Raw genomic sequence first — 26,116 nt, forward strand, 5'->3', positions numbered from 1 at the left:
GAAATCATTTTGGCGTCAAAAATCCGCGATCACTGTCGCCCATCACGAAGTCAACCATACGGGCGACGTAATCGCTGTCGAAATCTTCATGCAGGCGGGCTGCGCGTTCTTTGAACGATCCTTCACCCTGCTTGAGCATCTGAAAGGCAGCGCGCAATTGGTTGATATCATCACGTGCAACGCCACGACGTTTGAGGCCTACCAGATTGAGACCATCAAGCTCGGCGCGCGGTCCTTGAACCAAAGCGTGCGGCAAGACATCTGCAGTCACCATGGACAAAGCGCCGATAATAGCGCCCTGCCCGATGCGCACCCATTGATGGATGCCGGACAGGCCGCCGATAATCACATCGTCTTCAATAAAACAATGGCCTGCGACAGCGACGGAATTGACTAAGATCACCCGATTGCCGATCTGCACGTCATGCGCAACATGAGCGCTGGCCATAATCAAATTATCGTCGCCAACCCGCGTGACGCCGCCACCGCCAACAGTGCCCAAATTCATCGTCACATATTCGCGGATGCGGTTGCGTTTGCCGACAATCAGTTTGGTCGGCTCGCCGTCGTATTTCAAATCCTGCGGGATCGCGCCGATAGAGGCGAACTGGAAAATCACAGTGTCGTCGTCGATAGATGTGTCACCAGAGATCACGACATGGCTTTTCAGCACAACGCCTGCGCCCAAAACCACATCAGACCCAACAAGACAGAACGGGCCGATTTGGCAGTTTTCACCGACAACAGCACCGTCTTCGATCACACTAGACGGGTGGATTTGCGCACTTGGGTGGATGCTCATGACGGGCTCCGAACTTGAGAGAAATGACGTGACCTGCGACCGATCACTCTTTTGGAAGATCCATCATCGCCGTAAATGACGCTTGGCAGGCCACTTCGCCGTCGACTTCTGCACGGCCATCAAATTTCCAAACCTTACCGCCACCGCGTTTGGTGACGATGTGCATTTTCAAGACATCGCCGGGGACAACTTTGCGGCGAAATTTGCATGATTCTATCGACATGAAGTAAACCAGAAAGTCTTTATCCGCGAGGCCGTTTTCAACGCCAACCATCACAGCGGCGGTTTGCGCCATCGCTTCGACAATGGTCACGCCAGGCATAATCGGCGCGCCAGGGAAATGGCCTTGAAAATGAGGTTCATTGAAGGACACATTTTTGATGCCGGTGCAGGTCTTATCGCCATCAATATCAACCACACGATCCACCAGCAAAAACGGATAACGATGCGGGATAATGCGTTGGATGAGATCAATATCTGCTGTTTTGAAGCTCTCTGTCATGTCCGTCCCTTGCCTTTTCGTATCTTTGCCCCCTTCGGGGGAATTGTGCCGCATGATGATCATGCTTAGGCGCTTCACATATGTCCAGCGTTGCGGCGTAAACTGTCTGTGTCGCGTGCCTAATTTCGAACTTAGGTGTTTATACCCAATGCGCTAGGTGGTGTCTGTATCAATGCCGTGAAGTCATGACAAGTATGCATGTGAATGCGTGACGTCGGGATTTACTGGTCTTCACTTGTGGGCTGCGTGTCTTGTCCCGTAGCCTCGACAGCCGGCGTCTCGCTCTGCTGGCTGTTTGCATTGAGCCTTTTAACGGCTTCGAGTGATATATCAATCGAGCCTGACATGAGATAGATTTGCCCCCGCTCGAAAACGGCTACAGCACGAACTTCCTGTGCTATGTCTGTTAAAACCGCATTGAGTGCGGTCTCAAACTCGCGAAGGCTTTGATCTTTTGTCTGCTGAATGGTTTCGGATTTGGCTTTTTGCTCAGCGCGTTTTGCGACAACTTTAGCATCAAACGCGTCGGCTTTCTTTGCAAAGTCTTCGGCCCGCAGGACACCTTTGAGGGCAGTAAGCTCTTGTTCCTCAGCTTCAAGTGCCGCGAAAATAGCATCGTTTTCACTTACCAAATCACTTAGCAATGTCTCGATTTTTGCCTCAAGAGCACGTCCCAAATCGGATTCAGAAAAAATGCGCTCTCTATCAAACGCGATTACAGGCACTTGAATCGCAGTTTTTTTTGTCTGCGTTTGTTCCTCGGTCACGGGCTCTATAAGAACTGATTCATCGGCATTCACGATAGGAGTTTCTTGAGCCAACACGGGACCGGACACATTGGCGGCCATAACCGCGCAGATTATCCAGCCCCAAACCCGCATTAAAATTCAGTCGCGATCGTCAAATCAAAGTTTTGCTCGATGTCGTAATCTTCTTTTTGCAACGCATGGGTGAAATTGAACCTCAAAGGACCAATCGGTGTTTTCAAAAAGATTGATGCACCAATAACGGTGCGCCAGCTCAAATCTTCGCTTCCATCTGCGCCGGTTGCATCATCCAGTCCCCAAATTGCACCGTGATCCAAGAACAATCCGCCTTTGATGCCGTACTCTTCTGGCAGCCCTAATGGAAAATCGGTTTCCAAACGGGCCACGGCATAGAAGTTGCCGCCCAAAGCGAGATCGGTATCCGTATCGCGTGGGCCAATGCCACCAGGTTCGAACCCGCGAATAATCGAGGTGCCAGAAAAGTAACGATCTGAAACCCGTGTGTTTGTGCCATTGCCGTCAATCATACCGCCCTCAAAGGTGGCACTCACGTTGACTTCTTCATTAAACAAAGAGCTATTCGCAGTGAATTCCGCAGAGTTTTTCAAGTATTCAACATCCCCGCCCAGCCCTGCATAATCTTGGCTAAACTTGAACGCGAATCCGGCGCCTGACTCCACGCCACTGCGGCTTGTATCAAAGGAATAAGTGTATCCAACAGACTGTTGGAAGACCTCGCCAGCCGAGATGTCATCTTCGATGATGTCTGGCAAATCGTTGTCATCGGGATTTGTGAGCTCATTCACACCCGCGCGGTAGCGCAATGACAACCGCCCACGCTCGGACAAAGGGAACGTCAGACTTGGAGATACGAAAATGTTCTTTTCTGTGTGATCGGCATAGGACGGTTCTGAGAACCCATAGCCTGCCGACAGGCCAAAGGCCACGTCACGGCCCAAAAACGCGGGCTCAGTGAAGTTAAAACCAAGACTGCCATCGTCCAATTGGGTGGTCAGACTAAAGGACAAAGTTTGCCCACGCCCCAAAAAGTTTCTCTCTGAGAACGACGCGACAAAGTTCACACCCGAGGACACAGAATAATTCGCGCCGAACGAGAAGCTTCCTGTGGGCGATTCATCAACATCAACATCAACAACCACCTGTTGGCTGTTCGAACCCTCACGTGCGTCTACACGAACGTCTGAAAAGAATCCAAGCGCACGAATGCGACTCGCAGCCTCACGAATTTGCCGTGGATTGAACGGGTCACCTTCAACAATTTGGAACTTTTGGCGGACAACTCGATCAAGCGTGGTGGCATTGCCTTCGATATCGATACGTTCCACAAAAATACGAGGGCCACGCACCAAAACGAATTCGATGTCCAAAGTTTGGTCACGATCATTGCGGGTTACGCGCGGCTCAACACGCAAAAAGTCGAGACCTTTTTTCGTCGCAAGAATTTCCATCCGCTCTACGACGTTTTCAACAGCAACGGGCGAATATGTTTGTCCAGAACGAATATTCAAAACCTTCTGAAATTCAGCCACATCAGCACCATCATATTCCGACACAGCAGTCATGGTGCCGAAATCAAAACTTTGACCTTCACGGACATTGAACGTTAAGAAGTATGCGTTGCGCTCTCGCGAAAATTCGGCGGCGACATTGAGCATTTCAAAATCTACATAGCCACGTGACGTGTAGAAATCCGCCAAAACCCGCTTATCGAACTCAACGCGATCCTCTGCAAATGTATCGCGCCCCACAACAAACCGTAAAAGACCCGCTTGTTTGGTCTCCAAAACTCGGCGCAAACGAGCGTCGGAAAATGCGCGGTTCCCAACAAAAGTCAGGCGTTCGACTTCAACGCCCTTGCCTTCGGTAACTTCAAATACGACATCGACGCGGTTGTCTGGCCTGCGGATGATGCGCGGGGTCACAGTGGCGGCCAGCTGGCCCTTTGTTTCGTAGATCTCAGTGATGGCTGCGGCATCGAATTCCACAGTTGAGGGAGAATAGACACGCCGGACTTGAGTTTGCAGTGAAGACAAAAGTGTATCGTCTTTGATCTTCGAATTGCCTTCGATATTGATCCGCGACACTGTTGGGTATTCGGCAACCTTGATCACCAAACGGGACCCTTGCGGGATAAATTCAACAGATTCAAACAATCCAGCGCCTAAAACTCGTTGATAAGCATCATTCAACTCACCCGCAGAGACGCCCTGCCCGCGCGCGATTCCCGCGTAGGATAATATGGTCTCAGCTGAGACGCGGCCGTTGCCTTCGATGGCAACGGTCGTAAACCGGAACTCTTGTGCGTAAGCTACAGTCGGCGTTGCAATATACGCCGTTGACCCCATTGCTAAAACTGCAAATGACAGCACGAAAGCGCGTGGCATGTCTCCGCATAGTACAGTGTGAATTCCACGTTTTTGAAACCGCATTACAGCTCATCCATTTACCCAAGTTATTGCTTGAGTAACGGGAATAACTGCCCTTGTCAAAAGCATGTGCTTCAGAAGGCTGCGCTCTGGCAAACCCCCGCCATAATATGGAAAAGGACGACCAATCGGCCGTCCTCAAAAAATATACTTTGGCCAATGTAAAGCCACCCAGTGAATGAAGCGACAACAAGGGCGCCGCGCGGTCACTTTTGCTATAAAAACAAGTTTCCGAAAACTGAGCCAGCGACCAGAGCCACTGCAATCGTGACACCGTACAACAGGCGATCCGAGTTCAAACGCGCTAGCATAGACAGTCCGTTATAGCTCGCGATGATCGTAGTCATGATTGACCTCTTGTCGTTATGTCGATGCCTTTTGGCATGACGTCAAAAACCATTGGGTATGCACCCTGACTACAAGTAATATTGGCTGAATATGGCAAGATTAGGGCCGCACATGGCGGCCCTTAAAGTTTTTTTCATGTTTTGCTGGGTACAATTTGGGTCTACTTGCAGAACAAATCGCTGCCCAGACCCAGCATCATCATCGACAGAATCAACGCCATCCCCACCATCATCATCACGTTTATGGCCCGATCTGGCATCGGTTTGCCGCGTACTGCTTCGTACAAATAGAACACCAAGTGACCCCCATCCAGAACAGGGATCGGCAGGAGGTTCAGCAATCCAATTGCAACAGAAATAAAGGCAATTTTCCCGATGTAATCGGCGATTGTTGGCGCGCTGCCCACAAACTGGGCCATACCTATCGCCCCCGACATATTGCAGGTCGAAATCGCACCGGTGATCATATGGCCAATACCAGACAGCGACATCACAATAATGGTCCAGACTTGCTCAATCGAAGACACAATGGCTTTGCCAAGGGGCATGGTTTCTGTCGCAGGCGAGAAAAAGTAAGTGCCCTCAATGCCGATCAACCAACGCTTCTCAAACCCGCCTTCTGGTAAAGGAATATCGCGCGACAAAGCGGCAAGCGTCATTTGCAACACCTCACCATCGCGCCAAACATCCAATGCGATATCTGCGCCTTCCTTGGCTTTGACTACGTCTTGCAGGTCATAAAAGGTTGGCAAAGGCACGCCGTCAGCGGCCATAATGACATCGCCCGATTCAATGCCAGCACGCTTTGCGGCGGATTTGACCTGAACGGTGTTTACAAGCACGGGAAATGGGTGCGGCGCCGTCACAGTTTGCTCAGATCCATCGCGCAACACGGTGTAGCTAAGCACGTCTTTACGGGGCAGGTCTTCGAAAAATTGGCCCACACTAGACATTTCGGGTACATCCTGGCCTTCGATGGTCAACAGCTCATCGCCCGCCATCAGACCAATTTCACCGGGCAAATCTTTGATGTTATCAACGATCAAACGGTTTTGGACTTGGCCATAAAACATCATCAAGAACACGAAAATTATTGCAGCAGAGATGAAGTTAAACATCGGTCCCGCCAGCACCGTCAAAGTGCGCGCCCACAACGGCGCGCCGTGCATGGTGTGACGACGTTCTGCGTCAGACAGACCTTCTGTTGACGCGTTGTCAGGGGCCGAGGCCGCATTGGCATCGCCCGCAAATTTCACATAGCCACCCAAAGGAATGGCCGCCAGTTGCCACACTGTGCCGCGTTTGTCTGTGCGCTGATACAATGGTTTACCAAAGCCAATCGAGAACACATCAGCTTTGATGCCGCTCCAACGCCCAACAATATAGTGACCGTATTCATGGATCGCGACGATGATCGACAGCGCGATGATGAACACCACCACCGTGAAAAGACCGCCGCCGAAGAGAGATAAGAGACTGCTCATTGTCTAAAAACGTCCTGTTTTACTGTGTTTTTGGGCTCTTGTGGCCAGTTAGTCTGTGCCGCACGCTATGCGTTTAGGCGCGTGCCTGCAAGGATAGCACCCGCGCGCGCGCCTCTGCGTCGGCTTCATACACCATATCGAGGCTGATTTGGACATCTTGATGACTTAAATCAAGTGACATTTGCGCGAGCACCTGCTCCACCAATTCGGCCATATCTGTAAACCCGATACGCCCTGCGATAAACAAATCCAATGCTGTTTCCTTGGCGGCGTTGAACACGGCCCCCGCCAATCCACCCGTTTGCATCACGTCGCGTGCAAGGCGCAGCGCGGGGAAACGAAACTCGTCAGGGGCTTCAAACTGCAATGATCCGAGCTTGGCCAGATCAAGACGTTCCACAGGCAAATCGCGACGCTCAGGCCAGTGCAGCGCGTATCCGATGGCGTGGCGCATATCTGGCGCGCCCATATGCGCCATCAGCGCGCCGTCTTTGAAACCGACAAGGGCGTGAATGTAAGACCCAGGGTGAACAATGACTTCGATTTGATCGGGTGAAAGCCCAAAGTACTCTTTGGTTTCAATGATCTCCAACGCTTTATTGAACATAGAGGCGCTGTCAATCGTGATCCGCTGGCCCATATCCCATGATGGATGTTTGCAGGCTTGCGCCAGTGTTGCGCCTTTAAGCTGCTCAGTCGACCATGTGCGAAACGGACCACCTGAGGCGGTGATGATCACGCGCTCGACCTCGGAAATCTGCTCACCGACAAGGCCTTGGAACACAGCAGAATGCTCTGAATCCACAGGCAGAATGCGGGCGTTATGTTTTGCAGCCTCAGCCAGCAACAGCGGACCAGCGGTGACCAGACTTTCCTTATTGGCCAAGGCCAAACAGGTGCCGTGTTTGAGCGCTTCAAATCCCGGAGCGAGACCTGCTGCACCAACAATCGCCGACATGATCCAATCAGCTGGACGGGCCGCAGCCTCGATCAGGGCCGCCTGCCCTGCGGCCGCTTCAATGCCTGTGCCGCTTAGCGCATCTCGTAGTTCAGGTAAGCGATCATCATAAGCTGTGATGGCAATGTCAGCGGATAGATCGCGGGCATCTTGCGCCAATTGTGCGATGTTCGCGCCGCCTGTGAGCGCCACGACATTATAAGACCCTTGGTCACGCTTGATCAGATCAATGGTGGATTGCCCGATTGAGCCCGTCGCACCGAAAATGGATATCCGTTTCAAGACGCGCCCCACATAGTCCACGTCAAAATGCGCAAGAAGAATAACACGGCGCCAACGGCCAAAAGCGCATCAAAGCGGTCCAAAATACCGCCGTGACCAGGGATAATGTTTGAACTGTCTTTGACCCCCATGCGACGTTTGATAGCACTTTGCGCGATGTCGCCCAATTGAGAGGCAAAGGACAAGACAATCGCAAAACCGACGATCATCAGACTTTCACCCAAATCTAGATGTAAAAATAAAACCGTAATGCAGGCGATCAAAGCAGCGCCAACCCAGCCGCCGACCACACCTGACCATGTTTTCTTAGGGCTGACACTCGGCCAGAATTTTTTGCCGCCAATAGTGCGGCCGACGAAATAGCCCATAGAATCCGTGGCGACCACCAATGACACAACAAAGATCAATCCGCTTGGTCCTGTTAGGAACGATACGCCCCAAAGACCTGCAATACCCAGAATAAAAAGGATAAAATAAGCCCCTAGAGCGTAGAAGTCTTCAGAAATCAGACCCGCAGAATCGGCCTTAAACCGCGCCATTTTGTAAAACTCCCAAACGCCGACAAGCGCAAGGAACGCCAAGAGCACTTCAAATGCAATGTGGCCCGATATGATCACAAGGATACCAACACCAATCATGACCAAGGCCGAAATAACACGTGGCCCAAGGTCACGCCAATTGCGCGCTGATTTTGGGCTTGATGATGTCATGCTTTCACCCCGCCAAATCTGCGATCTCGAACACCGTAGCGTGCGACACAGTCGGCAAATACATCTTTGGTAAAATCTGGCCAGAGCGTATCGATAAATTCATATTCTGAATAGGCTGATTGCCACAGCAAAAAGTTTGAAATACGCGCCTCGCCCGACGTGCGGATCACCAAATCGGGATCTGGTAAAACGCGGGTGTCCAGATATCCAGCCAAAGTTGTCTCATCAACGGTTTCCGCGTCAAGCCTGCCAGCTGCCGCATCACGCGCCATTTCTTTGACGGCACGGGCCACTTCGTCACGACCACCGTAATTTAAGGCAATCGTCAAATGCACTTTATCGTTTTCAGATGTAGCGTCTTCTAGACTGTCCATCAGCTTGATCAGTTTCGCGTCCAGACGCGGACGATCACCAATGAACCGCACCCGGACGCCCTCAGCGATCAAGTCTTTCATTTCGCCTGTTATGTAGCGGCGAAACAAAGACATCAGACCAGAAACTTCCGTTTGGGTGCGTTTCCAGTTTTCGGTCGAAAAAGCAAATATCGTAAGGTATTTCACCCCGACATCTGGACAAGCCCGCACGATTTCTTTCACGCGTTTGGCACCCGCATGATGCCCAAAAAGGCGAGGTTTGCCCCTCGTCTGGGCCCAGCGACCATTGCCATCCATGATAATGGCGACATGTTTTGGGCCAGTTTGACTGTCGGGCATCAACCTAAGTTCTCCTAAAATGTCTCTGGGAAAATCGCGATTGGCGCCGCGTAAGCTCATGAAACCAGAGCTCCGCGCGCCGCATTCCCCCAAGCAAAACTACGCTGAGCGTATTAAACTTGCATGATCTCAGCTTGTTTGATTTCGACAGTCTCGTCCACTTTTTTGATGTGAAGATTGGTCATCTCTTGGACTTCTTCTTCCCAAATCTTTTGATCATCCTCGGACATACCATCATTTTTGGCTTTCTTAATCTGGTCCATGCCATCACGGCGAATGTTGCGCACAGACACGCGGGCGTTTTCAGCGTAACCAGCGGCGACTTTGGTCAATTCGCGACGACGTTCTTCGTTCAACTCAGGAATCGGCAGCATGATGATCGTGCCGTTGAGTTGCGGATTTATGCCAAGACCACTCTCACGGATGGCTTTTTCCACTTTGCCAACAAGGCCCTTGTCCCACACATTGATGGTGACCAAACGCGGTTCAGGCACGTTCACGGTGCCCACTTGGTTGATCGGCGTCATAGAACCGTAGGCATCGACCATAATCGGTTCAAGCATAGAGCCCGACCCACGTCCGGTGCGCAAAGAGGCCAGTTCAACACGCAAATTGGCAATCGCACCGTCCATACGTTTGGACAGATCATCGGTATCAAGCATGAAATCTTCGGACATAGTGTTCGCGGCCTCGGCTGTATTGGTATGTGTTTTATGTAGTTAAGCGGTCTGAGCGCCCTTGTATAGACGCAGCGCGTTCAGGGCAAGCAGTGGCATACGCCACCATATCACCCCGAACCATATCGCCTAAGCGTGTAATCATCAAATCAGTTGACGATTGTATAGGTGCCCTCGCCAGCCAAAATGCCCTTAAAACCGCCGGGTTCATCCAATGAAAACACGATAATCGGCAAATTATTGTCGCGTGCCAGAGCGATCGCCGAGGCATCCATAACATTCAAGTGCTGCGCCAAAACTTCGTCGTAGGTGACTTTGTCGTAGCGAACGGCGTCATCATGTTTGGCTGGATCTTTGTCGTAAACACCATCCACTTTGGTGCCTTTAAAGATCGCTTCACAGGCCATCTCATTGGCACGCAAAGTCGCAGCCGTGTCAGTCGTAAAGTATGGGTTACCTGTGCCTGCCGCAAAAATACAGACGCGACCTTTTTCCAAGTGACGCACTGCGCGGCGACGAATGTAGGGTTCGGCAACTTCGTTCATAGTGATCGCAGAAATCACCCGCGTATGGATGCCCAAATCTTCCATCGCGGCTTGAACACCTAAAGCGTTCATGACGGTCGCCAGCATGCCCATGTAATCTGCTGTGGTGCGCTCCATACCTTGCGCAGAGCCTTGCAAACCGCGGAAAATATTGCCGCCGCCAATGACCATGCAAATTTCGACGCCCATGTCATAGACTGTCTTTACCTCGCGCGCGATGCGTTCGACGGTTGGCGGGTGCAGCCCAAAACCTTGGTCGCCCATCAGCGCCTCTCCAGAGATTTTAAGCATCACCCGCTTATATTTCTTGCTGGTTTGGCCTTGATCCTGATCGCTCATGAGGTATCCCCTATGTGTCCGCTGATTTTGCGCAAAATGCGCCAATTCTCGGCATTATTCAATGAGCCTGTGCCAAAAAATCATGGCCTTGCGCATAAAAGTCACCGACGGCCAATTCGCGGCCTGCACTGTCACAAGAACTAAGGGCTTCACATGTCTTTGTCCGCGCAAATCTCGCAGCATTTATCGGCGCTGTCCCCCGATCAACCTGTCTTGATTGCGGGGCCCACGGCCTCGGGTAAATCCGCTTTGGCGCTTGAAATCGCTGAAGCCCAAGGCGGCGTGATCATCAATGCTGACGCCCTGCAAGTTTTTGAAAATTGGCGCGTTTTGTCCGCGCGCCCGTCCATTGATGACGAAACGCGCGCCCCCCATGCCCTTTATGGCCATGTGGAACACGACTTTGGCTATTCGGTCGGGCATTGGTTGCGCGAGGCGGTGCCCTTTCTATCAGGCCCCAAGCGTCCTATTTTCGTCGGTGGTACGGGACTGTATTTTTCAGCATTAACTGAAGGGTTGGTCGAAATCCCCCAAACCCCCGAAGATATCCGCGCAGCAGGTAATGCCCGACGCGCGGATGAGGGAAATCATTTGGGACTATTGGCCGAACTGGACACGGAAGACGCTGAGACAGCGCAAAAGGTGGATCGATTGAACCCAATGCGCGTTCAACGCGCTTGGGAGGTTTTGCGCGCCACAGGCCGTGGTTTGGCTGCGTGGCAGGCCATGACCCCTCCGCCTGCGTTGGCTTTAGAAGCGGCCTACCCCATCGTTATGGATGCAGACAGAGACTGGCTAAACGCGCGAATCGCGCGGAGGTTTCAAATCATGCTTGATGAGGGCGCGCTCGACGAGGCAGAAGCAAATTTGGCGACTTGGGATCCAAGCCTGCCATCCTCAAAGGCCATAGGCGCGCCAGAATTGATCGCGTATTTGCAAGGCCAGTTGACGCTGCAAGCCGCCCAAGAGGCCGCAACCATCGCCACACGTCAATTTGCCAAGCGTCAGCGCACTTGGTTTAGGGCTCGTATGAGGCAGTACCACAAGATATCGCTTCCCTAACCACCTGTTGTATATTATTAAGATGCCATTATATCATATTGTTTTAAAAGAAAATTTTATTGACCCTGTGTGATCACAGTCTAAACTGAAGTCAGTGAACAAAACAAACAGGCTTGCAGCGTTCTCATGACGACAAAAATCTTTCAAACGCCCCCGATTGGCGACCTTGATCTGCAATTGCGTGCTCAGGTGACACACAGAGGTAAAATGTCGAACGTCACGCCGGACATTCCCATGCCTGCTGCCTACCGAGTCGATCCTTTGGCGCGCATGTCGACGCCAAATACCAAGTGGCGCACAGAAGCCATGCGCAGCCACAGATCGCCGACCCTGTTGTGGTTTGCACGCGGACAAGGCCGGATCACCATCTCAGGCGTGACCCGTGGATTTGGCGGACATAATCTGATCTTTTTGCCCAAACATACGATGTATGGCTTTGCCCCCATCGGCCAAGCTTACGGGTTTATCGTGCATCTTGCCGACGACCCTGTGCTCAAACTGCCAGATGAACCTTTGCATCTGCGGTTTTCGGATTTAGCGCAACAAAACGAAATCACCCATATGATTGAAAACCTCGCCCGCGAGATCGAACACGATGACTCAAGCAAAGAGCGCGCACTGTCTTTACAAGCAGGTTTGATTTCTGTTTGGCTTGAGCGCCAGATGGCAAACATGCCCGACTACGACATGACGCCAGATGCGTCGCGCCGTTTGGCGGCTGCGTTTACGGCTTTAGTGGAACAAGATTTTAAGCAAACCCACAGTGTCAGCGATTACGCGGCCGCTTTGGGAGTGACCGCCTCGCATCTGTCGCGCGCCTGCAATATTGCATCTGGACGTCCGGCCTCTTCCATCGTCGCAGATCGTGTATATTTTGAGGCGCGGCGCATGCTGAAAGAAACTAAATTTACAGTGAAAAGCATCAGCGAAAGTCTCGGGTTTCACTCTGCAGCCTATTTCGCGCGGGCGTTTCAAAAGCAGACGGGTCTAACGCCAAGCGCGTTTCGCAAGGCGGATTAGATAAAGGTCAACTCGCACTAAGGCCGCGCATAACACCATGCTATGCGGCTTTATACTAGCTGCCCCAAATCACACGCACGTAGTTTTTGGTCTCTTTATATGGTGGCACGCCGCCATATTTTTCGACAGCTCCGGGACCCGCATTATAGGCAGCCAAAGCCAAGCGCCATGTGCCAAATTTATTATACATTTGGCGCAAATACCGCGCGCCGCCTTCTAAGTTTTGCTGAGGATCATTGGGGTTTACGCCCAAAACCCTCGCTGTTTGCGGCATAAGTTGCGCCAGTCCAATCGCGCCCTTGTGCGACTTCGCCCGTGGGTTCCAGCCACTTTCTTGCTGAATGAGGCGTAAAAACAAATCCGGCGGTATGTTGTTGCGCTGCGCGATGCTGCGCGCCAAAGTCAAATATTCGCCTTTGTATGATCCAGCATAGGGCAAGCCAGATGTGCCGGGGATCGTTGTAGACATAGGCTTGAGTGACACAGACCCAGAATATTGCTCGCTTGCGCGCCCATCAAGAACACTCAATTGCGATGCATAAATAGAGCCACGTGATTTTGTACCAAAGATAATATCTTCGGCTTGCGCACAGGTACCTGCTACTAGGCAAACAACCCCGATCGAAATGGCGCAAAACTTGGTTACAAGGGTCATATAAAAACGTCCGCCTTAAAGTTGCGCGAAATATAGGCGCCGGCGCGCAACTTTCCAAGTCCAGAGAATTGCAAAGAGCGCCGATCCGCCGCTTTTACCCTTTCAAAGTGCTGCGTGGAATGGTGTAACAGTCCAAACAAGAATCTAACGGGAGACGCGATATGGCGGGTTCGGTCAACAAAGTGATCATTATTGGCAATTTGGGACGCGATCCTGAAGTGCGTACATTCCAAAACGGCGGCAAAGTGTGCAATCTGCGCATCGCAACGTCAGACACATGGAAAGACCGCACCACAGGCGAACGCAAAGAGCGCACAGAATGGCACTCCGTCGCGATTTTCCAAGAAGGTCTCGTGCGCATTGCGGAACAATACTTGCGCAAAGGTTCTAAAGTTTACATTGAAGGCAAGTTGCAAACCCGTAAATGGCAAGACCAATCTGGCGCTGATCGCTACTCTACAGAAGTTGTGTTGCAAGGCTTCGATGGCGTTTTAACCATGCTTGATGGACGCAGCGAAGGCGGTCAAGGCGGCGGCAACTCTGGTGGCTACGACCAAGGCGCGCCATCTGGCGGCTATGACGATGGCGGATCTATGGGTGGTGGATCATCAACACCTGCAGGCGGCGGACGTTCCAGCATGGATGACGACGAAATTCCCTTTTAAGTACATTTCGTTTGAGCGCTTCAAATCCATAATACTCAAAACAGGGCTAGCATTCGCTGTCCCTGTTTTACACTGAGAATAAGGATACGATAGATCATGGGACACCTGACAGACAAAACCATTTTGTTTGATTTGGACGGCACTCTGACCGACCCAGCACAAGGCATTGTCACCTCATTTCAATTTGCGCTGCATAAACTTGGCCAAGATGTTCCTGATTTTGACACACTCACTTGGGTGATTGGCCCCCCCTTGCGCCGCAGTTTTGGAACACTTCTCAACGATGACAGTCTGATCGAGCCGGCTGTTGAAGCCTACCGCGAAGCCTATGCGGCGGGCGGCGTGTTTGAGGCGACAGTCTTTGATGGGATGTTTGAGGTTCTGAAGACTTTAAAATCCGAAGGCGCGCGCCTCTTGGTGTGCACGGCCAAGCCAACAGTCTTTGCCCGTCAAGTGATCGATCATTTCGGCTTAGCACCCTATTTTGACGTGATTTATGGTGCTGAGCTTGATGGCCAGTTCGACGACAAAGGCGTTCTTATTGCTCATATGATTGAGAACGAAGGGTTTACAGCCCAACACGCCCTTATGATTGGAGATCGCGCCAACGACACAACAGCTGCAGCGCGCAATGATATGCAATCTATCGGCGTGCTTTGGGGGTATGGGGATAGGGCAGAACTCACCGAGGGCGGTGCATCCATGATTTGCGGTGCCGTGCGGCAACTCACGTCAACCGTTCACAACGCTTTCAACACATTGAAAGATTTGCGCACAGAAGTGTGACTGGCGCAGGGGTTGAGAATGACACAGGCACACCCTTTATCTAAGTGAGAAAAAGGAACTCGCACATGCCCACACACACCCTCTCGTCCCAAAAACCTAAAGCCGTTCTTCACCGTATGGATTTGCCGAATTACACCTGTGGCTATGGCACGGCTGCTTTAGACCTGCTTGAACGCAATGGGTTCAACGTTGAGGACAACGTCTTACGCACGCGCCATGAAACCGACGCGTTTAAAGACAAGCACCACATCACAACGACACCGCTTGTCTTTATCGATGGCGTCAAAATTGGCGGTTTCACTGATTTGCAAAAGCATCTCAATGCGCAAAAACCTAAGCGAAAAGGGTTTTTCTCTCGCTAAGGCTTAGCATTTTTGAGACTTAGCACTCGCGCAGGGCGTCCTCTATCACGCTGAGCACGGCCTCGCGCGGCACATCTGATGTAACAAAGCTTTCGCCAATGGACCGCGCCAAAATAAAGCGTAGCTGACCATCCAGCACTTTTTTGTCTTGCGCCATCAAATCGACCAGCGCTTCTGCGGATGGCAAATCGCCCTCGATGTCTTTGAGGTCACATTTCATGCCCATGGCTTTGATCTGCGCGCGCACGCGACTTGGGGCTTCTTGCGAACACAGCCCCAAACGCGCGGACAATTCATAGGCCAAAGCGCAGCCAATCGCCACGCCTTCGCCGTGAAACAATCGATCAGAGTATCCAGTCGCTGCTTCCAAAGCGTGGCAAAAGGTATGGCCCAAATTCAACAGCGCCCGATCGCCCTGCTCTGTCTCATCGCGCACAACGATCTCGGCTTTCATTTCCACGGATCGTTTTACAGCGTAAGTGCGCGCGGCGACGTCGCCAGCGGCCATCAGCGGTCCATTTGCCTCAAGCCATTCAAAAAACGCCTCATCCCCCAACATGCCGTATTTCACAACCTCGCCGCAGCCCGACAAAAAATCGCGCGACGTCAAAGTGCCAAGCACAGACACATCGGCCAAAACCAAAGAAGGTTGATGAAACGCGCCGATCAGGTTCTTGCCAGCCGCAGGCGAGTTGATCCCCGTTTTGCCACCAACTGAGCTGTCGACTTGCGCCAAAAGCGAGGTCGGAATCTGCACAAAACGTACGCCGCGACGCAATATCGAGGCCGCAAAACCAGCCAAATCGCCAATCACACCACCGCCAAAGGCCACCACAACATCTTTGCGCTCAACCTTTTGCGCCAAAAGCCATTCAACAGATTTGTTCAGCTCGGCCCAGCATTTCGTACTTTCGCCAGCAGGCAAAACCAGTGCTTCCATCTCGATCCCAGCTGCCGCCAGGCCACCGCGCAGGGTGTCCAAATGCAAAGCCGCGACGTTCTCTTCGGTGATCACGCAAACACGTTTTTTCTTACCCAACAGCGGCGCAATATGGGCGCCAGCCAATGCGACCAGCCCTTCACCAATGCGCACATCATAAGCGCGATCCCCAAGGGGCACATGTACGGTTTGAAATGTTCCAAGGGCACCTAAAGATCTGATATCGCTCATTTGTTGTCCTTTACAATCCCGCCATGCGCCACCAGCGCATCAACGACTTTTTGTGCCATTTTTTCGATACTCAAACTGGGTTCTGCGTCTACGATGACACCTGCCATCCCATAAATCGGATTGCGCACGTCTGCCAATGACCTAAGCGTTTCCAAAGGGTTGTCAGTTTGCAGAAGAGGCCGTGTATTTTTATGCCGAACGCGCTGCCATAGAATATCTAAATCAGCTTTCAACCAAACGGCAACGCCATGGGCGGCAATGGTGTCGCGGTTCACTTCGCTCATAAACGCCCCGCCGCCAGTTGACAAAATGCAGCGCTCATCTTCCAAAAGGCGTGTGATCACTTGGGTTTCTTTGCTGCGAAAAAACGCTTCGCCATCGCGTGCAAATATTTCTGCAATGGTCCGATCCGCGGCGCGTTCAATTTCGGCGTCCGAGTCCAAAAATGGAACCTCAAGAAGTTGCGCAATCGCCTTGCCAACAGCCGTTTTTCCTGCGCCCATCATGCCAACGAGTGCAACTGTTTTTTTGAGCCCTTTGTACATGTTTTCCCCAGTGTCTTTGCGGGTCCACCGCACGGCAAACTCTTGCTCACATTCATTTGTATGCCTCAATGGCGTGATATTGTCGGAAATTCCATATATAAATATACGAAAACATGTCATAGCGACAAAAAATCAGTCAAACTGATTTATAAAGCTGGATAAAAGGAGGCAATCGATGCGAAAATTTTTAGGGCGGCTTTTGATCATGACCCTAGCGTTGTGTACAATAGGGTTTGTGGCCTTTGCCTATGTCGGAGATTTGTCACCGACCCGTGCAGATGTAAGCCTGCCCGTGACGCTGACGTTGCACTAGGCATGGAAATGACCGTCTTTGGGCGTCAAACGATACTAGGTCACGCCTGCACCGCAGGGACAGTAAACTGCACCATTTTGGCCAGAACGGCTGTGATCTTGGTGCTCTGCCTCAGCAGTCTGTTACCGGCTGTCGCGCAAGACAATGCGGCCGAAAAGCCATTGTCTGCAATCAATTGGCTGACACAATCGCTTGATGCACCGCGCACCGCACCAAAATCGATAGCCCCAATAACATTTTTGGCCGACGATATTTCGCACAACGCCTTGCCCGAGGATGTCACATCAGGCCCCATTGGTGCACCGCGCATCGACGCTGTCGGATTGTTAAGCGCTGCCCAAACCGGATTGCCGCGCGATCTGTGGGGGGCATCTAAAGCTTTGGATCTCAGCCGTAGACTGACCTCAATTTCGCAAGAACCTGACCTTTTGCCTGCATCACGCCGCCTGCTGAACACTTTGATATTGGCTGAGCTTGATGCACCTTTGGATATTCAAAACGATGGGCGTCTTTTTGTCGCCCGTGTAGATGCGTTGCTGACGCAAGGCCTGATCGAAGAAGCCGATGCGTTAATGCAGCGTGCAGGATCAAATGCGCCAGAAGTATTTCGCCGCTCGTTTGATGCCAAATTGTTGATGGGCACCGAAAGCGAAGCCTGCGCACAGCTTCAAACCACACGAGGGCTGTCCCCTGCTTTGCCAACACGGATTTTTTGTCTTGCTCGTGACGGTGATTGGCGCGCCGCAGCGCTGACACTGGAAACCAGCACGGCCTTGGGGTTGATTTCTACCGACGACAGCAACCTTTTAGCGCGTTTTTTAGATCCAGAGTTGTTCGAAGGCGAACCCGCCCTAACGGTGCCAAGTGCCCCAACCCCACTGACATTTACAATGATGGATGCGATTGGTGAGCCGATTCCCACACAGTCTTTACCGCTTGCCTTTGCACAATCCGATTTACGTCAAACCGCTGGATGGAAAATTCGCGCAACTGCGGCAGAACGTTTAGCCCGTGTCGGTGCGTTGGCACCAAACCGCTGGCTTGGCATTTGGTCAGAACATTTGCCTGCCGCCTCTGGCGGGATTTGGGACAGGATTGAAGCCTTGCAACGGTTTGAAACCGCATTGAAAACTGGCGATCCGAGCGGAATCTCGCATAGTCTCGGACGGGTTTGGGATGAAATGGGCGAATCTGGATTGCAAATCGTCTTCGCCGATCTTTTCGCGCAAAAACTCAGCGATGCTCCGCTTGCCGGCGATGCCGCCGAAGTTGCATTTGAAGTGGCACTGCTGTCACCGTCCTATGAAATTATCGCCGCCAAATGGGATAAACCCGTGTCAAAAGATGCAGCATTCGCGCGCGCCATAGCTTTGGGTGATGTTCCCTTAGAACGCATAGTAGATGCGCGCAAACGCGCCATTGTCGACGGATTTCGCGCGTCAGGCATCCCTGTACGCTTGAGCGGATTGGTGCAAAGCAGCCGTTTAGGCGAGGCAATTTTACGTGCCATCGAGTTGCTGGAAGGCGGTGCCACTGGCGATTTAGACGAACTTACAGACGCGCTGCAATTCTTCAGGGCTGTCGGGCTAGAAGCCACGGCACGGCGTGCAGCTCTGGAAATTCTATTCCTGGAGCGTCGCGGATGAGCGCGGATCACAACTGGATTTCACTTTATGCAGAAGCCCAAGCCGCAGAGCTGGGAGCCGCAGAGAATACGCGACTGTCTTACGGACGTGATTTGCTTGGGTTTTCAGAATGGCTTAGACGTCGGGGTGGATCGTTTGAGACAACCCAGCGTGCCGACATCGAGTCTTATTTGGTCGCTTGCGAGGCCGAAGGCCTAGCGCAATCTACACGAGCGCGGCGGTTGTCATCAATCAAGCAACTTTACCGGTTCGCCTTTGAAGAAGGTTGGCGTAAAGACAATCCAAGTTTGCAAATTCGTGGACCTGGGCGCAGCAAACGCTTGCCCAAAACCCTGTCTGAGGACGAAGTATCATCGCTTTTGAGTGCAGCGCGTGGTTTAGGAAAAACCGCCTATGATCGCGCACGCAACACTTGTTTGATCGAAGTTCTGTATGCAACTGGAATGCGGGCATCTGAACTGGTCGAGCTGCCCATATCAGCCGTGCGCGGAGATCCGAGGATGATTTTGGTACGCGGCAAAGGCGATAAGGAACGGATGGTGCCCTTGTCGCCCCCTGCCCGCAGTGCGTTGACAGATTGGTTGGTCCACCGTGACGAGGCCGAAGAGGTCGCGCGTCTCGAGAAGGGTCAAAAGCCATCGACCTTCGTGTTCCCGTCGCGTGCCAAGGCTGGGCACTTGACACGTGTGGGCTTTTATCAACTCATCAAAGAGATTGCGGTACATGCGGGTCTGTCGCCTGACAAAGTCACCCCCCATGTGATGCGCCACGCGTTTGCGACACATCTGTTGGCGCACGGGGCCGATTTGCGTGCCATCCAGACACTATTGGGTCACGCAGACCTGTCGACAACTGAAATCTATACGCATGTACTGGATGAGCGTCTCAAAGAATTGGTACTCACCCATCATCCTTTGGCCGACACATAATATATTGACCTAAATTGCACATCAAGCAAGGGCTGTCACTTGCGCGCCGCGCAGCACGGCCCCATAACAATTGCACGATGCCGCCCTCTTTGATGATAAATTGGAGCCTGAACTATGGACCTCACTATGCTTGACGCAGCCTTTTGGATGACATCCGCCGCAATTGCAGGGCTGCTCGTTTTGTCGGGGTTCTTTTCCGGGTCAGAAACTGCCTTGACCGCTGCCTCTCGCGGAAAACTGCGCGCGCAAGCCGACAAAGGGGCAAAAGGTGCGCAAAAAGCCTTGGATGTTACCGAAGACAACGAACGGCTGATTGGATCTGTGTTGTTGGGCAATAACCTTGTGAATATCCTCGCAACGTCTTTGGCCACGGCGCTGTTCACAAGGGTGTTTGGTGAAAGCGGTGTTGCATTGGCGACTTTAGTAATGACAGGTCTTGTGCTTGTTTTCGCTGAGGTTCTGCCTAAAACATATGCCATCACCAATCCTGAATCTGCTGCTGCGCGGGTGGCGAAACCCATTGCGGCAGTTGTGTTGATCTTTTCACCTGTCGTGAGTTTTGTGCGGATGCTTGTACGTGGCATGTTGCGCTTGTTTGGTGTTCAAACCGATCCTGACAGCCATTTTTTAGCACTGAAGGACGAAATAGCCGGTGCGATTGCCTTGGGTCACGTTGAAGGCGCTGTTGAGAAAGAAGATCGTGATCGGTTGCTTGGCGCGTTGGATCTCGGCGAACGCACTGTCGAAGAAATCATGCTACACCGTTCGAAAATCGAGATGATCGACGCCGACACTCCGCCGCGAGATGTGCTTGAAGTCTGTTTGCAGTCCCCGCACACCCGTTTGCCGCTTTTCCGCGATGACCCTGAAAACATTGTTGGAGTTATCCACGCTAAAGACCTGCTGCGTGGTATGTATGCCGCACGTGCCGACGCGATGGGAGATTCCGAATTTGCCGCATTCGATGTAATGGCCGTGGCGATGGAACCCTATTTCGTGCCCGAAACCACAACGCTTGATGATCAAATGCGTCAGTTTTTGCGCCGTCAGACACATTTTGCCCTCGTGGTAGATGAATATGGCGCGCTGCAAGGTTTGATCACGCTGGAAGATATTTTGGAAGAAATCGTCGGCGAAATAACAGATGAGTTCGACCAATCCGAGGACGCGCCGATCAGATCCAAAGAAGGCGGCTGGGTCGTTGATGGCGGCATGACAATCCGCGACTTTAACCGCTCAACAGAATGCAATCTTCCAGATGACGAGGCCAATACCATGGCCGGTCTGGTCATCCACGAGGCGCAAATGATTCCCACAGCTGGACAAGTCTTCTCTTTCCACGGTCACCGATTTGAAGTGGTGGCCCGCAAAGACAACCGCCTATCAACCTTGAAAGTGCGCCCTTTGCGCCGTGGCTTATAATGCTGTCGTATCAGCACGGATTTCACGCGGGCAATCTGGCAGATGTGCAAAAGCATGCTTTATTGGCGGTGATGATCGAGTATCTCACCCGTAAAGACAAACCGCTGTCTTACATCGAAACCCATTCTGGACGTGGGCTTTATGACTTGCAAGGCTCGCAAGCACAAAAAACGGGCGAAGCAGAATCTGGCATCTTGAAAGTGGCCAAATGGTTCAAGCCCGATCATCCTTATAGCCGCGCCCGCAAAACCGTTTCAGACGCGCAAGGCAAAAGCATCTATCCGGGTTCACCCGCTCTGGCGCAAGCTTTGCTTCGTGACGATGACAACATGCATCTGGCCGAACTGCACCCCGCAGAATTTGACCTGCTGCGCACCTCTATGCGCAGCTCAAAATCATACGTGGGACTGCATATGCTCAAACAAGACGGTATGGAATTTGCGCAAAGTGTTTGCCCGCCGACCCCGCGTCGCGGTCTGTGTTTGATCGATCCGCCTTATGAGATGAAATCCGATTACAACACTTTGCCCAGCTTTATTGAAAAGCTGCATCGCAAGTGGAATGTCGGCATTATTGCCCTGTGGTATCCAATTTTAGAGGGCGGTGCGCATAAGCCGATGACGGATATGTTGCTAGACCTTAAGCTGCCCGATGTGCTGCATCACGAGGTGCGGTTTGCGCCTGCGCGCGAGGGGCACGGCATGATCGGATCAGGCATGTTTATCGTGAACACGCCTTGGGGATTGGCCGATGAGTCCAGACGCCTGACAACTCTGTTCAAAACGCTTTGATCCTGGAGCATGAAAACCGTATAGATATGTAAAATATGCATACATTCTATGCAGTCTTGGTTGTTTATTTCTAAATTTTAAATCGATACCCCTTCCAAGGATTCATTCTTCGCGGCATCGCTTTGAATGTTATATCTATTTATCACAAGGAAATCACACATGGATCGCCGTTCTTTTTTGAAAACCTCTGCTCTTGGTGGCGCGTCCGCAGTAGCAACCACAACATTGGCAGCCCCCGCATACGCACAAGGCAAACGTACTTTAACAATGGTCACAAGCTGGCCCCGCGGTTTTGCGGGCGTTTGGGACGCCGTTGAAGCCTTCGCAACATCCGTCACTGGAATTTCCGAAGGCCAATTGACGATTGACCCCAAAGCTGCAGGCGAATTGGTCGGCGGTCTTGAAGTGTTCGATGCCGTCACAGCCGGGCAAGCCGACATGTACCACAGTGCGGATTACTACTTCGTCGGCCAACATCCAGCTTGGGCTTACTTCACAACTGTTCCATTCGGCATGTCTGCGCCTGAAATGATGACGTGGTATTATGGTGCTGACGGCATGCAAAAGCACCACGAGCTTGGTGAAATTTTCGGTTTAAAACCGTTCATTGCAGGCCAAACAGCGGCGCAAGGTGGCGGTTGGTTCCGCAAAGAAATCAACTCCGCAGATGATTTCCAAGGCATCAAATTCCGTATGCCTGGGCTTGGAGGGCAAGCGCTCTCTAAACTTGGCGCGTCTGTGCAAACCATTCCGGGCGGAGAAATCTACCAAGCGCTCTCCACTGGCGCTCTCGACGGCACAGAATGGATCGGCCCTTGGGCAGACGAAAAGCTCGGTCTTCAAGAAGTGTGTGACTTCTACTACCCAGCGGGATTCCACGAGCCAAATGGTGCGATGACCATTGCAACGAACTTGGCAGTCTTCGACGATCTGACCGTAGGACAACAGCGGGCAATCGAAGTGGCTGCAAGCTATGCTCATCAAAGCAGCTATGCTCAATTCATGGCGAACAATGGCCCCGCGCTCAAGCGTCTTATCTCTGGCGGAACTCAAATTATGTCATTCTCTGACGATGTTTGGGATGCCTTCGGCTCAGCGTCTAAAGAGGTTCTTGATGGTTACATGGATGACAGTATTTTCGCTGATATCCGCGCATCCGCAGAAGCCTCTATGGCGGCAACATCTGGTTGGTCCCGCCGCTCAGACAACGTTTACACGGCACAGCGTGACCGCGTTCTCGCAAACCTGAAGTAAGCCATTTAACCTATTGAAAAGATAAAGATGCGCGCCTTTTAAGGTGCGCATCTTTTCATTTCAGCCGTTCGATGTATGCCTGTCAGTTTTTGGCAGTCATTCGTTTGACAGGTGAGGCATCAGCGCGCCTTAAATAGCCCGCCCAAGATACCGCGTACGATGCGCCGCCCTGTGGTGCCTTTTAGCTCTTTGATTACCAAATTGGTGACAGATTCCCCGATGGTTTCCGATGTTGAAGACCGTCGTGATGATGATTTCCCATAGGATTTGGTCTCGTAACGGCGCGCCTTTTTGAACTCACGTTCCAGTTCACTGCGGTGTTTGTCATCGGCTTTCGCCTGTTTCGCGGCGAGGTCTGCGGCCTCTTCTGCCGCTTCGGCATCCTCAGCCGCTTTCGATGCGTCATCAGCGCGTTTGCGCAACACCTCAAAAGCGCTTTCGCGGTCCAAAACAGTCTCGTATTTGCCCGCAATCGGCGAGGTGGCAATCACCGCTGCCCGCTCTAACGCACTGAGCGGCCCAAGTTGCGACGACGGCGGGCGGATAAGCGTTTGCTCAGCAATGGATGGCACGCCTTTGGCCTCAAGCATTGATGTGACGGCCTCACCCGTGCCGACCGATTTGATTGCCTCTTCAATGTCGAAACGCGGATTGATCCGGTAAGTTTCGGCAGCGCGCGCAAGGTTCTTTTGATCGCGCGCAGTGAATGCCCGCAGCGCATGTTGCACGCGGTTGCCCAATTGCCCCAAGATATCATCCGGCACATCGGCAGGGTTTTGCGACACGAAATACACGCCCACGCCCTTGGACCGGATCAAACGTGCAACTTGTTCCACCTTATCGACAAGCGCTTTTGGTGCATCATCAAACAGCAAATGCGCCTCATCAAAAAAGAACACCAATTTCGGTTTATCAGGATTGCCAATTTCTGGCAGTTCTTCGAACAGTTCAGACAAGAGCCACAGCAAAAACGTCGCATAAAGGCCCGGCGATGACATCAATTTGTCTGCCGCCAGTACTGAAATACGCCCACGCCCGTCAGCATCCGTGCGAATGATATCAGCGAGGTCCAGAGCCGGTTCGCCAAACAATTTATTACCGCCTTGGTTTTCAAGCACCAAAAGACCACGTTGGATGGCACCAATAGAGCTGGATGAGATATTGCCATAGCGCAGCGTTAAATCATCTGCATTCTGACCACACCAGACAAGCAATGCCTGTAGGTCTTTGAGATCTAAAAGAGGCCAACCTTGTTCGTCTGACACGCGAAACGCAATGTTGATCACGCCTTCTTGGGCATCCGTCAGTTGCAACATCCGCGACAAAAGCAAAGGCCCCATTTCTGCAACAGTTGTGCGAATGGGATGGCCCTGCTCGCCAAAGAGATCCCAAAAGGTGACGGGAAAGCTTTCATACAGGAACGTCGTGAAATTGATCGTCTCATTGCGCGTCATAAACGGCGCATGCAGTTTGCCGTCTTCGGACCCTGCTTTTGCAAGACCTGACAGGTCCCCTTTGACGTCCGATAAAAACACAGGCACGCCTGCGTTTGAGAATCCTTCGGCTAGAATTTGCAAAGTGACGGTTTTACCTGTGCCTGTAGCGCCTGCGATCAATCCATGACGGTTGCCGTATTTCAGCAAGAGCTGTTGCGGATCTTTGTAATCGATACCGCCACCGCCAATAAAAATTCCATCACTCATCTCACTGTTTCTCCAACTGATTCCGCGCGTGTTGCAGGTCACTATATCTATCGTTCGACGCAACAATACAATTTTAACAAATTGGTGCCAGTATCACATGTGTTCGGGCCATGTCCTCCTAGGCCCGAACTGACTTCCTCCCTGTCAGACTGGCCGCGCGTGATCACGATCACCGCGGCCTCTTTTTTACCAAATCAGAAAAATTGCGGATTTTTCATCCAAATTTGCGTTGACGTCATAAACCATCCTGCCTAGAATTTTTGTCAATGCGTCGGCCATGTCCGACAGGGAGCAAATTGATCTTCTATCAAGACAAGATCACCAATGGGGTGCCACGCGAAAGCTGGCGCCCTTTTGAGACTTAGCACCTTAGTGACCAGACATATCAATGTGTGCGAGCAAGAGTTTGCCTGTTTTGGCCGATTTTATTATTTTGGAACGAAATCGAACAAATCCTGCCTGACACCCTCAGATCGCCATGGTAGAAAAAACCAAATTGACCCAAGCATTTATGGATTTCATATGAACTTCGCGAACACCACGGCCAAAACGCTTTGCCTGAGCACTGTCATGTCATTTGGATTGTGTTTTACTGCTACGGCGCAAGACGCCGACCCAGCCCCTTCCGAAGGCGCTGCCTCAATACCAGGGCTGAGCACTGGAACACCAATTGATGATACGGATGGCATTGGACAACCTTACACGCTTGAGCAGCACGGCGATTGGAATATCAATTGCCTCAAAGCACCTGAAGGCCAAGCTGATCCGTGTTCCATGTTCCAGTTACTCTTGGATGAAAAAGAAAACCCTGTGGCTGAAATATCTTTGTTTCACTTCGGCAATGGCGGCATTGAAGCCGCAGCCACTGTGACAGTGCCTTTGGATACATTGCTAACTGAGCAACTAACACTGACTGTTGATGGTGCCAACGGGCGTCGTTACCCGTTTGCAGTGTGCTCTCCAACAGGCTGCCAAGCCCGTTTTGGCCTTGTTGAAGATGATGTCGCTCTATTGAAAAAAGGCGCAACAGCAACTTTGACGATCGTGCCCTATGCAGCTCCTGACGTTAAAGTGCCCGTGTCAGTGTCATTGACAGGCTTCACGGCTGCCTACACTCGAGTGACAGAGATCAATATAGCTGCACGCGCTGAAACACAATAATAAGTGCAAACGCTCGAATGCAAAGGACCGGCACAAATGATGTGTCGGTCCTTTTGAT

Annotated in this window: 27 protein-coding genes; 12 read left to right on the forward strand and 15 right to left on the reverse strand. The window is 51.9% G+C overall.

Annotated features, from left to right (window positions below):
• Window positions 1-4 precede the first annotated feature (4 nt).
• From lpxA to pyrH, 11 genes are all read right to left on the reverse strand, one after another.
• Complete coding sequence (gene lpxA, locus WNY38_RS01885; protein ID WP_342855613.1) at window positions 5-802, reverse strand: acyl-ACP--UDP-N-acetylglucosamine O-acyltransferase; 798 nt, start codon at window positions 800-802, stop codon at window positions 5-7.
• A 43-nt stretch (window positions 803-845) separates the two neighbouring features.
• Window positions 846-1,304 (reverse strand): 3-hydroxyacyl-ACP dehydratase FabZ, encoded by a 459-nt coding sequence (fabZ, locus tag WNY38_RS01890; protein WP_342855614.1) that lies wholly within the window; start codon window positions 1,302-1,304, stop codon window positions 846-848.
• A gap of 221 nt (window positions 1,305-1,525) precedes the next feature.
• On the reverse strand, window positions 1,526-2,152 hold the full coding sequence (locus WNY38_RS01895) for an OmpH family outer membrane protein (protein WP_342855615.1): 627 nt from the start codon (window positions 2,150-2,152) through the stop codon (window positions 1,526-1,528).
• A gap of 32 nt (window positions 2,153-2,184) precedes the next feature.
• Window positions 2,185-4,521: an outer membrane protein assembly factor BamA gene (gene bamA / locus WNY38_RS01900; protein ID WP_342855616.1), complete on the reverse strand. Its 2,337-nt coding sequence runs from the start codon at window positions 4,519-4,521 to the stop codon at window positions 2,185-2,187.
• Between the two features lie 212 nt (window positions 4,522-4,733).
• On the reverse strand, window positions 4,734-4,865 hold the full coding sequence (locus tag WNY38_RS01905) for a hypothetical protein (protein WP_342855617.1): 132 nt from the start codon (window positions 4,863-4,865) through the stop codon (window positions 4,734-4,736).
• A gap of 161 nt (window positions 4,866-5,026) precedes the next feature.
• On the reverse strand, window positions 5,027-6,349 hold the full coding sequence (gene rseP / locus WNY38_RS01910) for an RIP metalloprotease RseP (protein WP_342855618.1): 1,323 nt from the start codon (window positions 6,347-6,349) through the stop codon (window positions 5,027-5,029).
• A 73-nt stretch (window positions 6,350-6,422) separates the two neighbouring features.
• Window positions 6,423-7,589 carry a 1-deoxy-D-xylulose-5-phosphate reductoisomerase gene (gene dxr / locus WNY38_RS01915; RefSeq protein ID WP_342855619.1) on the reverse strand — a complete coding sequence of 389 codons (1,167 nt, stop codon included), beginning with the start codon at window positions 7,587-7,589 and terminating at the stop codon, window positions 6,423-6,425.
• Entirely contained in the window at window positions 7,586-8,299 is a 714-nt protein-coding gene (locus WNY38_RS01920) for a phosphatidate cytidylyltransferase (protein ID WP_342855620.1), read from the reverse strand. Before WNY38_RS01920 ends, dxr begins: the two co-directional genes overlap by 4 nt.
• The gene (locus WNY38_RS01925) at window positions 8,296-9,012 is read right to left on the reverse strand and encodes an isoprenyl transferase (protein WP_342855811.1); all 717 of its coding nucleotides are present in this window, start codon (window positions 9,010-9,012) and stop codon (window positions 8,296-8,298) included. The genes WNY38_RS01920 and WNY38_RS01925 overlap by 4 nt, the downstream gene beginning before the upstream one ends.
• Before the next feature lie 113 nt (window positions 9,013-9,125).
• Window positions 9,126-9,689 carry a ribosome recycling factor gene (gene frr, locus WNY38_RS01930; protein ID WP_342855621.1) on the reverse strand — a complete coding sequence of 188 codons (564 nt, stop codon included), beginning with the start codon at window positions 9,687-9,689 and terminating at the stop codon, window positions 9,126-9,128.
• A gap of 149 nt (window positions 9,690-9,838) precedes the next feature.
• On the reverse strand, window positions 9,839-10,573 hold the full coding sequence (gene pyrH, locus WNY38_RS01935; protein ID WP_342855622.1) for a UMP kinase: 735 nt from the start codon (window positions 10,571-10,573) through the stop codon (window positions 9,839-9,841).
• Between the two features lie 153 nt (window positions 10,574-10,726).
• Between pyrH and miaA the strand changes: the two genes are divergently transcribed.
• Window positions 10,727-11,635, forward strand: coding sequence for a tRNA (adenosine(37)-N6)-dimethylallyltransferase MiaA (miaA, locus tag WNY38_RS01940; RefSeq protein ID WP_342855623.1), 909 nt, complete (start codon window positions 10,727-10,729; stop codon window positions 11,633-11,635).
• A 126-nt stretch (window positions 11,636-11,761) separates the two neighbouring features.
• Complete coding sequence (locus tag WNY38_RS01945) at window positions 11,762-12,655, forward strand: AraC family transcriptional regulator (protein ID WP_342855624.1); 894 nt, start codon at window positions 11,762-11,764, stop codon at window positions 12,653-12,655.
• Window positions 12,656-12,710: 55 nt separating this feature from the next.
• Here the strand turns inward: WNY38_RS01945 and WNY38_RS01950 are convergent, their stop codons facing one another.
• Window positions 12,711-13,310 carry a lytic transglycosylase domain-containing protein gene (locus WNY38_RS01950; protein WP_342855625.1) on the reverse strand — a complete coding sequence of 200 codons (600 nt, stop codon included), beginning with the start codon at window positions 13,308-13,310 and terminating at the stop codon, window positions 12,711-12,713.
• 161 nt (window positions 13,311-13,471) lie between these two features.
• Here WNY38_RS01950 and ssb point away from each other — a divergent pair, with 161 nt between their 5' ends.
• The 3 genes from ssb to WNY38_RS01965 all read left to right on the forward strand — a co-directional run bounded on the left by ssb (window position 13,472) and on the right by WNY38_RS01965 (window position 15,123).
• Window positions 13,472-13,975 (forward strand): single-stranded DNA-binding protein, encoded by a 504-nt coding sequence (gene ssb, locus WNY38_RS01955; RefSeq protein WP_342855626.1) that lies wholly within the window; start codon window positions 13,472-13,474, stop codon window positions 13,973-13,975.
• Window positions 13,976-14,071: 96 nt separating this feature from the next.
• Window positions 14,072-14,761: an HAD hydrolase-like protein gene (locus tag WNY38_RS01960; protein WP_342855627.1), complete on the forward strand. Its 690-nt coding sequence runs from the start codon at window positions 14,072-14,074 to the stop codon at window positions 14,759-14,761.
• 65 nt (window positions 14,762-14,826) lie between these two features.
• Window positions 14,827-15,123 carry a glutaredoxin gene (locus tag WNY38_RS01965; RefSeq protein WP_342855628.1) on the forward strand — a complete coding sequence of 99 codons (297 nt, stop codon included), beginning with the start codon at window positions 14,827-14,829 and terminating at the stop codon, window positions 15,121-15,123.
• A gap of 19 nt (window positions 15,124-15,142) precedes the next feature.
• Here the strand turns inward: WNY38_RS01965 and aroB are convergent, their stop codons facing one another.
• On the reverse strand, window positions 15,143-16,294 hold the full coding sequence (gene aroB / locus WNY38_RS01970) for a 3-dehydroquinate synthase (protein ID WP_342855629.1): 1,152 nt from the start codon (window positions 16,292-16,294) through the stop codon (window positions 15,143-15,145).
• The gene (locus WNY38_RS01975) at window positions 16,291-16,839 is read right to left on the reverse strand and encodes a shikimate kinase (RefSeq protein WP_342855812.1); all 549 of its coding nucleotides are present in this window, start codon (window positions 16,837-16,839) and stop codon (window positions 16,291-16,293) included. The genes aroB and WNY38_RS01975 overlap by 4 nt, the downstream gene beginning before the upstream one ends.
• A gap of 175 nt (window positions 16,840-17,014) precedes the next feature.
• Here WNY38_RS01975 and WNY38_RS01980 point away from each other — a divergent pair, with 175 nt between their 5' ends.
• The 6 genes from WNY38_RS01980 (at window position 17,015) to WNY38_RS02005 (ending at window position 23,194) form a co-directional block, all read left to right on the forward strand.
• Window positions 17,015-17,152 carry a hypothetical protein gene (locus WNY38_RS01980; RefSeq protein ID WP_342855630.1) on the forward strand — a complete coding sequence of 46 codons (138 nt, stop codon included), beginning with the start codon at window positions 17,015-17,017 and terminating at the stop codon, window positions 17,150-17,152.
• A gap of 2 nt (window positions 17,153-17,154) precedes the next feature.
• Window positions 17,155-18,798, forward strand: coding sequence for a hypothetical protein (locus WNY38_RS01985; RefSeq protein WP_342855631.1), 1,644 nt, complete (start codon window positions 17,155-17,157; stop codon window positions 18,796-18,798).
• A complete protein-coding gene (locus WNY38_RS01990) occupies window positions 18,795-19,727 on the forward strand; it encodes a site-specific tyrosine recombinase XerD (protein WP_342855632.1) in 933 nt (310 codons plus the stop codon). Before WNY38_RS01985 ends, WNY38_RS01990 begins: the two co-directional genes overlap by 4 nt.
• A gap of 114 nt (window positions 19,728-19,841) precedes the next feature.
• A complete protein-coding gene (locus WNY38_RS01995; protein ID WP_342855633.1) occupies window positions 19,842-21,149 on the forward strand; it encodes an HlyC/CorC family transporter in 1,308 nt (435 codons plus the stop codon).
• Window positions 21,149-21,940: a 23S rRNA (adenine(2030)-N(6))-methyltransferase RlmJ gene (gene rlmJ, locus WNY38_RS02000; RefSeq protein WP_342855634.1), complete on the forward strand. Its 792-nt coding sequence runs from the start codon at window positions 21,149-21,151 to the stop codon at window positions 21,938-21,940. The genes WNY38_RS01995 and rlmJ overlap by 1 nt, the downstream gene beginning before the upstream one ends.
• A 159-nt stretch (window positions 21,941-22,099) precedes the next feature.
• Window positions 22,100-23,194, forward strand: coding sequence for a twin-arginine translocation signal domain-containing protein (locus WNY38_RS02005; protein ID WP_342855635.1), 1,095 nt, complete (start codon window positions 22,100-22,102; stop codon window positions 23,192-23,194).
• Between the two features lie 119 nt (window positions 23,195-23,313).
• On the opposite strand, the gene WNY38_RS02010 is transcribed toward WNY38_RS02005, so the two are convergent.
• Window positions 23,314-24,897, reverse strand: a complete 1,584-nt coding sequence (locus tag WNY38_RS02010; protein WP_342855636.1) for a helicase HerA-like domain-containing protein — start codon at window positions 24,895-24,897, stop codon at window positions 23,314-23,316.
• 522 nt (window positions 24,898-25,419) lie between these two features.
• On the opposite strand from WNY38_RS02010, the gene WNY38_RS02015 reads away from it, so the two are divergent.
• The gene (locus WNY38_RS02015) at window positions 25,420-26,058 is read left to right on the forward strand and encodes an invasion associated locus B family protein (RefSeq protein WP_342855637.1); all 639 of its coding nucleotides are present in this window, start codon (window positions 25,420-25,422) and stop codon (window positions 26,056-26,058) included.
• Window positions 26,059-26,116 lie beyond the last annotated feature (58 nt).

The sequence above is a fragment of the Pacificibacter sp. AS14 genome (genome assembly GCF_038899935.1).
Classification (GTDB): Bacteria; Pseudomonadota; Alphaproteobacteria; order Rhodobacterales; family Rhodobacteraceae; genus Celeribacter.

What these genes read in the sequence shown, in the direction of transcription:
- lpxA (WP_342855613.1), bottom strand. Translation starts at nt 802, where the DNA reads ATGAGCATCCACCCAAGTGCGCAAATCCACCCGTCTAGTGTGATCGAA.
- fabZ (WP_342855614.1), bottom strand. Translation starts at nt 1,304, where the DNA reads ATGACAGAGAGCTTCAAAACAGCAGATATTGATCTCATCCAACGCATT.
- WNY38_RS01895 (WP_342855615.1), bottom strand. Translation starts at nt 2,152, where the DNA reads ATGGCCGCCAATGTGTCCGGTCCCGTGTTGGCTCAAGAAACTCCTATC.
- bamA (WP_342855616.1), bottom strand. Translation starts at nt 4,521, where the DNA reads ATGCGGTTTCAAAAACGTGGAATTCACACTGTACTATGCGGAGACATG.
- WNY38_RS01905 (WP_342855617.1), bottom strand. Translation starts at nt 4,865, where the DNA reads ATGACTACGATCATCGCGAGCTATAACGGACTGTCTATGCTAGCGCGT.
- rseP (WP_342855618.1), bottom strand. Translation starts at nt 6,349, where the DNA reads ATGAGCAGTCTCTTATCTCTCTTCGGCGGCGGTCTTTTCACGGTGGTG.
- WNY38_RS01920 (WP_342855620.1), bottom strand. Translation starts at nt 8,299, where the DNA reads ATGACATCATCAAGCCCAAAATCAGCGCGCAATTGGCGTGACCTTGGG.
- WNY38_RS01925 (WP_342855811.1), bottom strand. Translation starts at nt 9,012, where the DNA reads ATGCCCGACAGTCAAACTGGCCCAAAACATGTCGCCATTATCATGGAT.
- frr (WP_342855621.1), bottom strand. Translation starts at nt 9,689, where the DNA reads ATGTCCGAAGATTTCATGCTTGATACCGATGATCTGTCCAAACGTATG.
- pyrH (WP_342855622.1), bottom strand. Translation starts at nt 10,573, where the DNA reads ATGAGCGATCAGGATCAAGGCCAAACCAGCAAGAAATATAAGCGGGTG.
- miaA (WP_342855623.1), top strand. Translation starts at nt 10,727, where the DNA reads ATGTCTTTGTCCGCGCAAATCTCGCAGCATTTATCGGCGCTGTCCCCC.
- WNY38_RS01945 (WP_342855624.1), top strand. Translation starts at nt 11,762, where the DNA reads ATGACGACAAAAATCTTTCAAACGCCCCCGATTGGCGACCTTGATCTG.
- WNY38_RS01950 (WP_342855625.1), bottom strand. Translation starts at nt 13,310, where the DNA reads ATGACCCTTGTAACCAAGTTTTGCGCCATTTCGATCGGGGTTGTTTGC.
- ssb (WP_342855626.1), top strand. Translation starts at nt 13,472, where the DNA reads ATGGCGGGTTCGGTCAACAAAGTGATCATTATTGGCAATTTGGGACGC.
- WNY38_RS01960 (WP_342855627.1), top strand. Translation starts at nt 14,072, where the DNA reads ATGGGACACCTGACAGACAAAACCATTTTGTTTGATTTGGACGGCACT.
- WNY38_RS01965 (WP_342855628.1), top strand. Translation starts at nt 14,827, where the DNA reads ATGCCCACACACACCCTCTCGTCCCAAAAACCTAAAGCCGTTCTTCAC.
- aroB (WP_342855629.1), bottom strand. Translation starts at nt 16,294, where the DNA reads ATGAGCGATATCAGATCTTTAGGTGCCCTTGGAACATTTCAAACCGTA.
- WNY38_RS01975 (WP_342855812.1), bottom strand. Translation starts at nt 16,839, where the DNA reads ATGTACAAAGGGCTCAAAAAAACAGTTGCACTCGTTGGCATGATGGGC.
- WNY38_RS01980 (WP_342855630.1), top strand. Translation starts at nt 17,015, where the DNA reads ATGCGAAAATTTTTAGGGCGGCTTTTGATCATGACCCTAGCGTTGTGT.
- WNY38_RS01985 (WP_342855631.1), top strand. Translation starts at nt 17,155, where the DNA reads ATGGAAATGACCGTCTTTGGGCGTCAAACGATACTAGGTCACGCCTGC.
- WNY38_RS01990 (WP_342855632.1), top strand. Translation starts at nt 18,795, where the DNA reads ATGAGCGCGGATCACAACTGGATTTCACTTTATGCAGAAGCCCAAGCC.
- WNY38_RS01995 (WP_342855633.1), top strand. Translation starts at nt 19,842, where the DNA reads ATGGACCTCACTATGCTTGACGCAGCCTTTTGGATGACATCCGCCGCA.
- rlmJ (WP_342855634.1), top strand. Translation starts at nt 21,149, where the DNA reads ATGCTGTCGTATCAGCACGGATTTCACGCGGGCAATCTGGCAGATGTG.
- WNY38_RS02005 (WP_342855635.1), top strand. Translation starts at nt 22,100, where the DNA reads ATGGATCGCCGTTCTTTTTTGAAAACCTCTGCTCTTGGTGGCGCGTCC.
- WNY38_RS02010 (WP_342855636.1), bottom strand. Translation starts at nt 24,897, where the DNA reads ATGAGTGATGGAATTTTTATTGGCGGTGGCGGTATCGATTACAAAGAT.
- WNY38_RS02015 (WP_342855637.1), top strand. Translation starts at nt 25,420, where the DNA reads ATGAACTTCGCGAACACCACGGCCAAAACGCTTTGCCTGAGCACTGTC.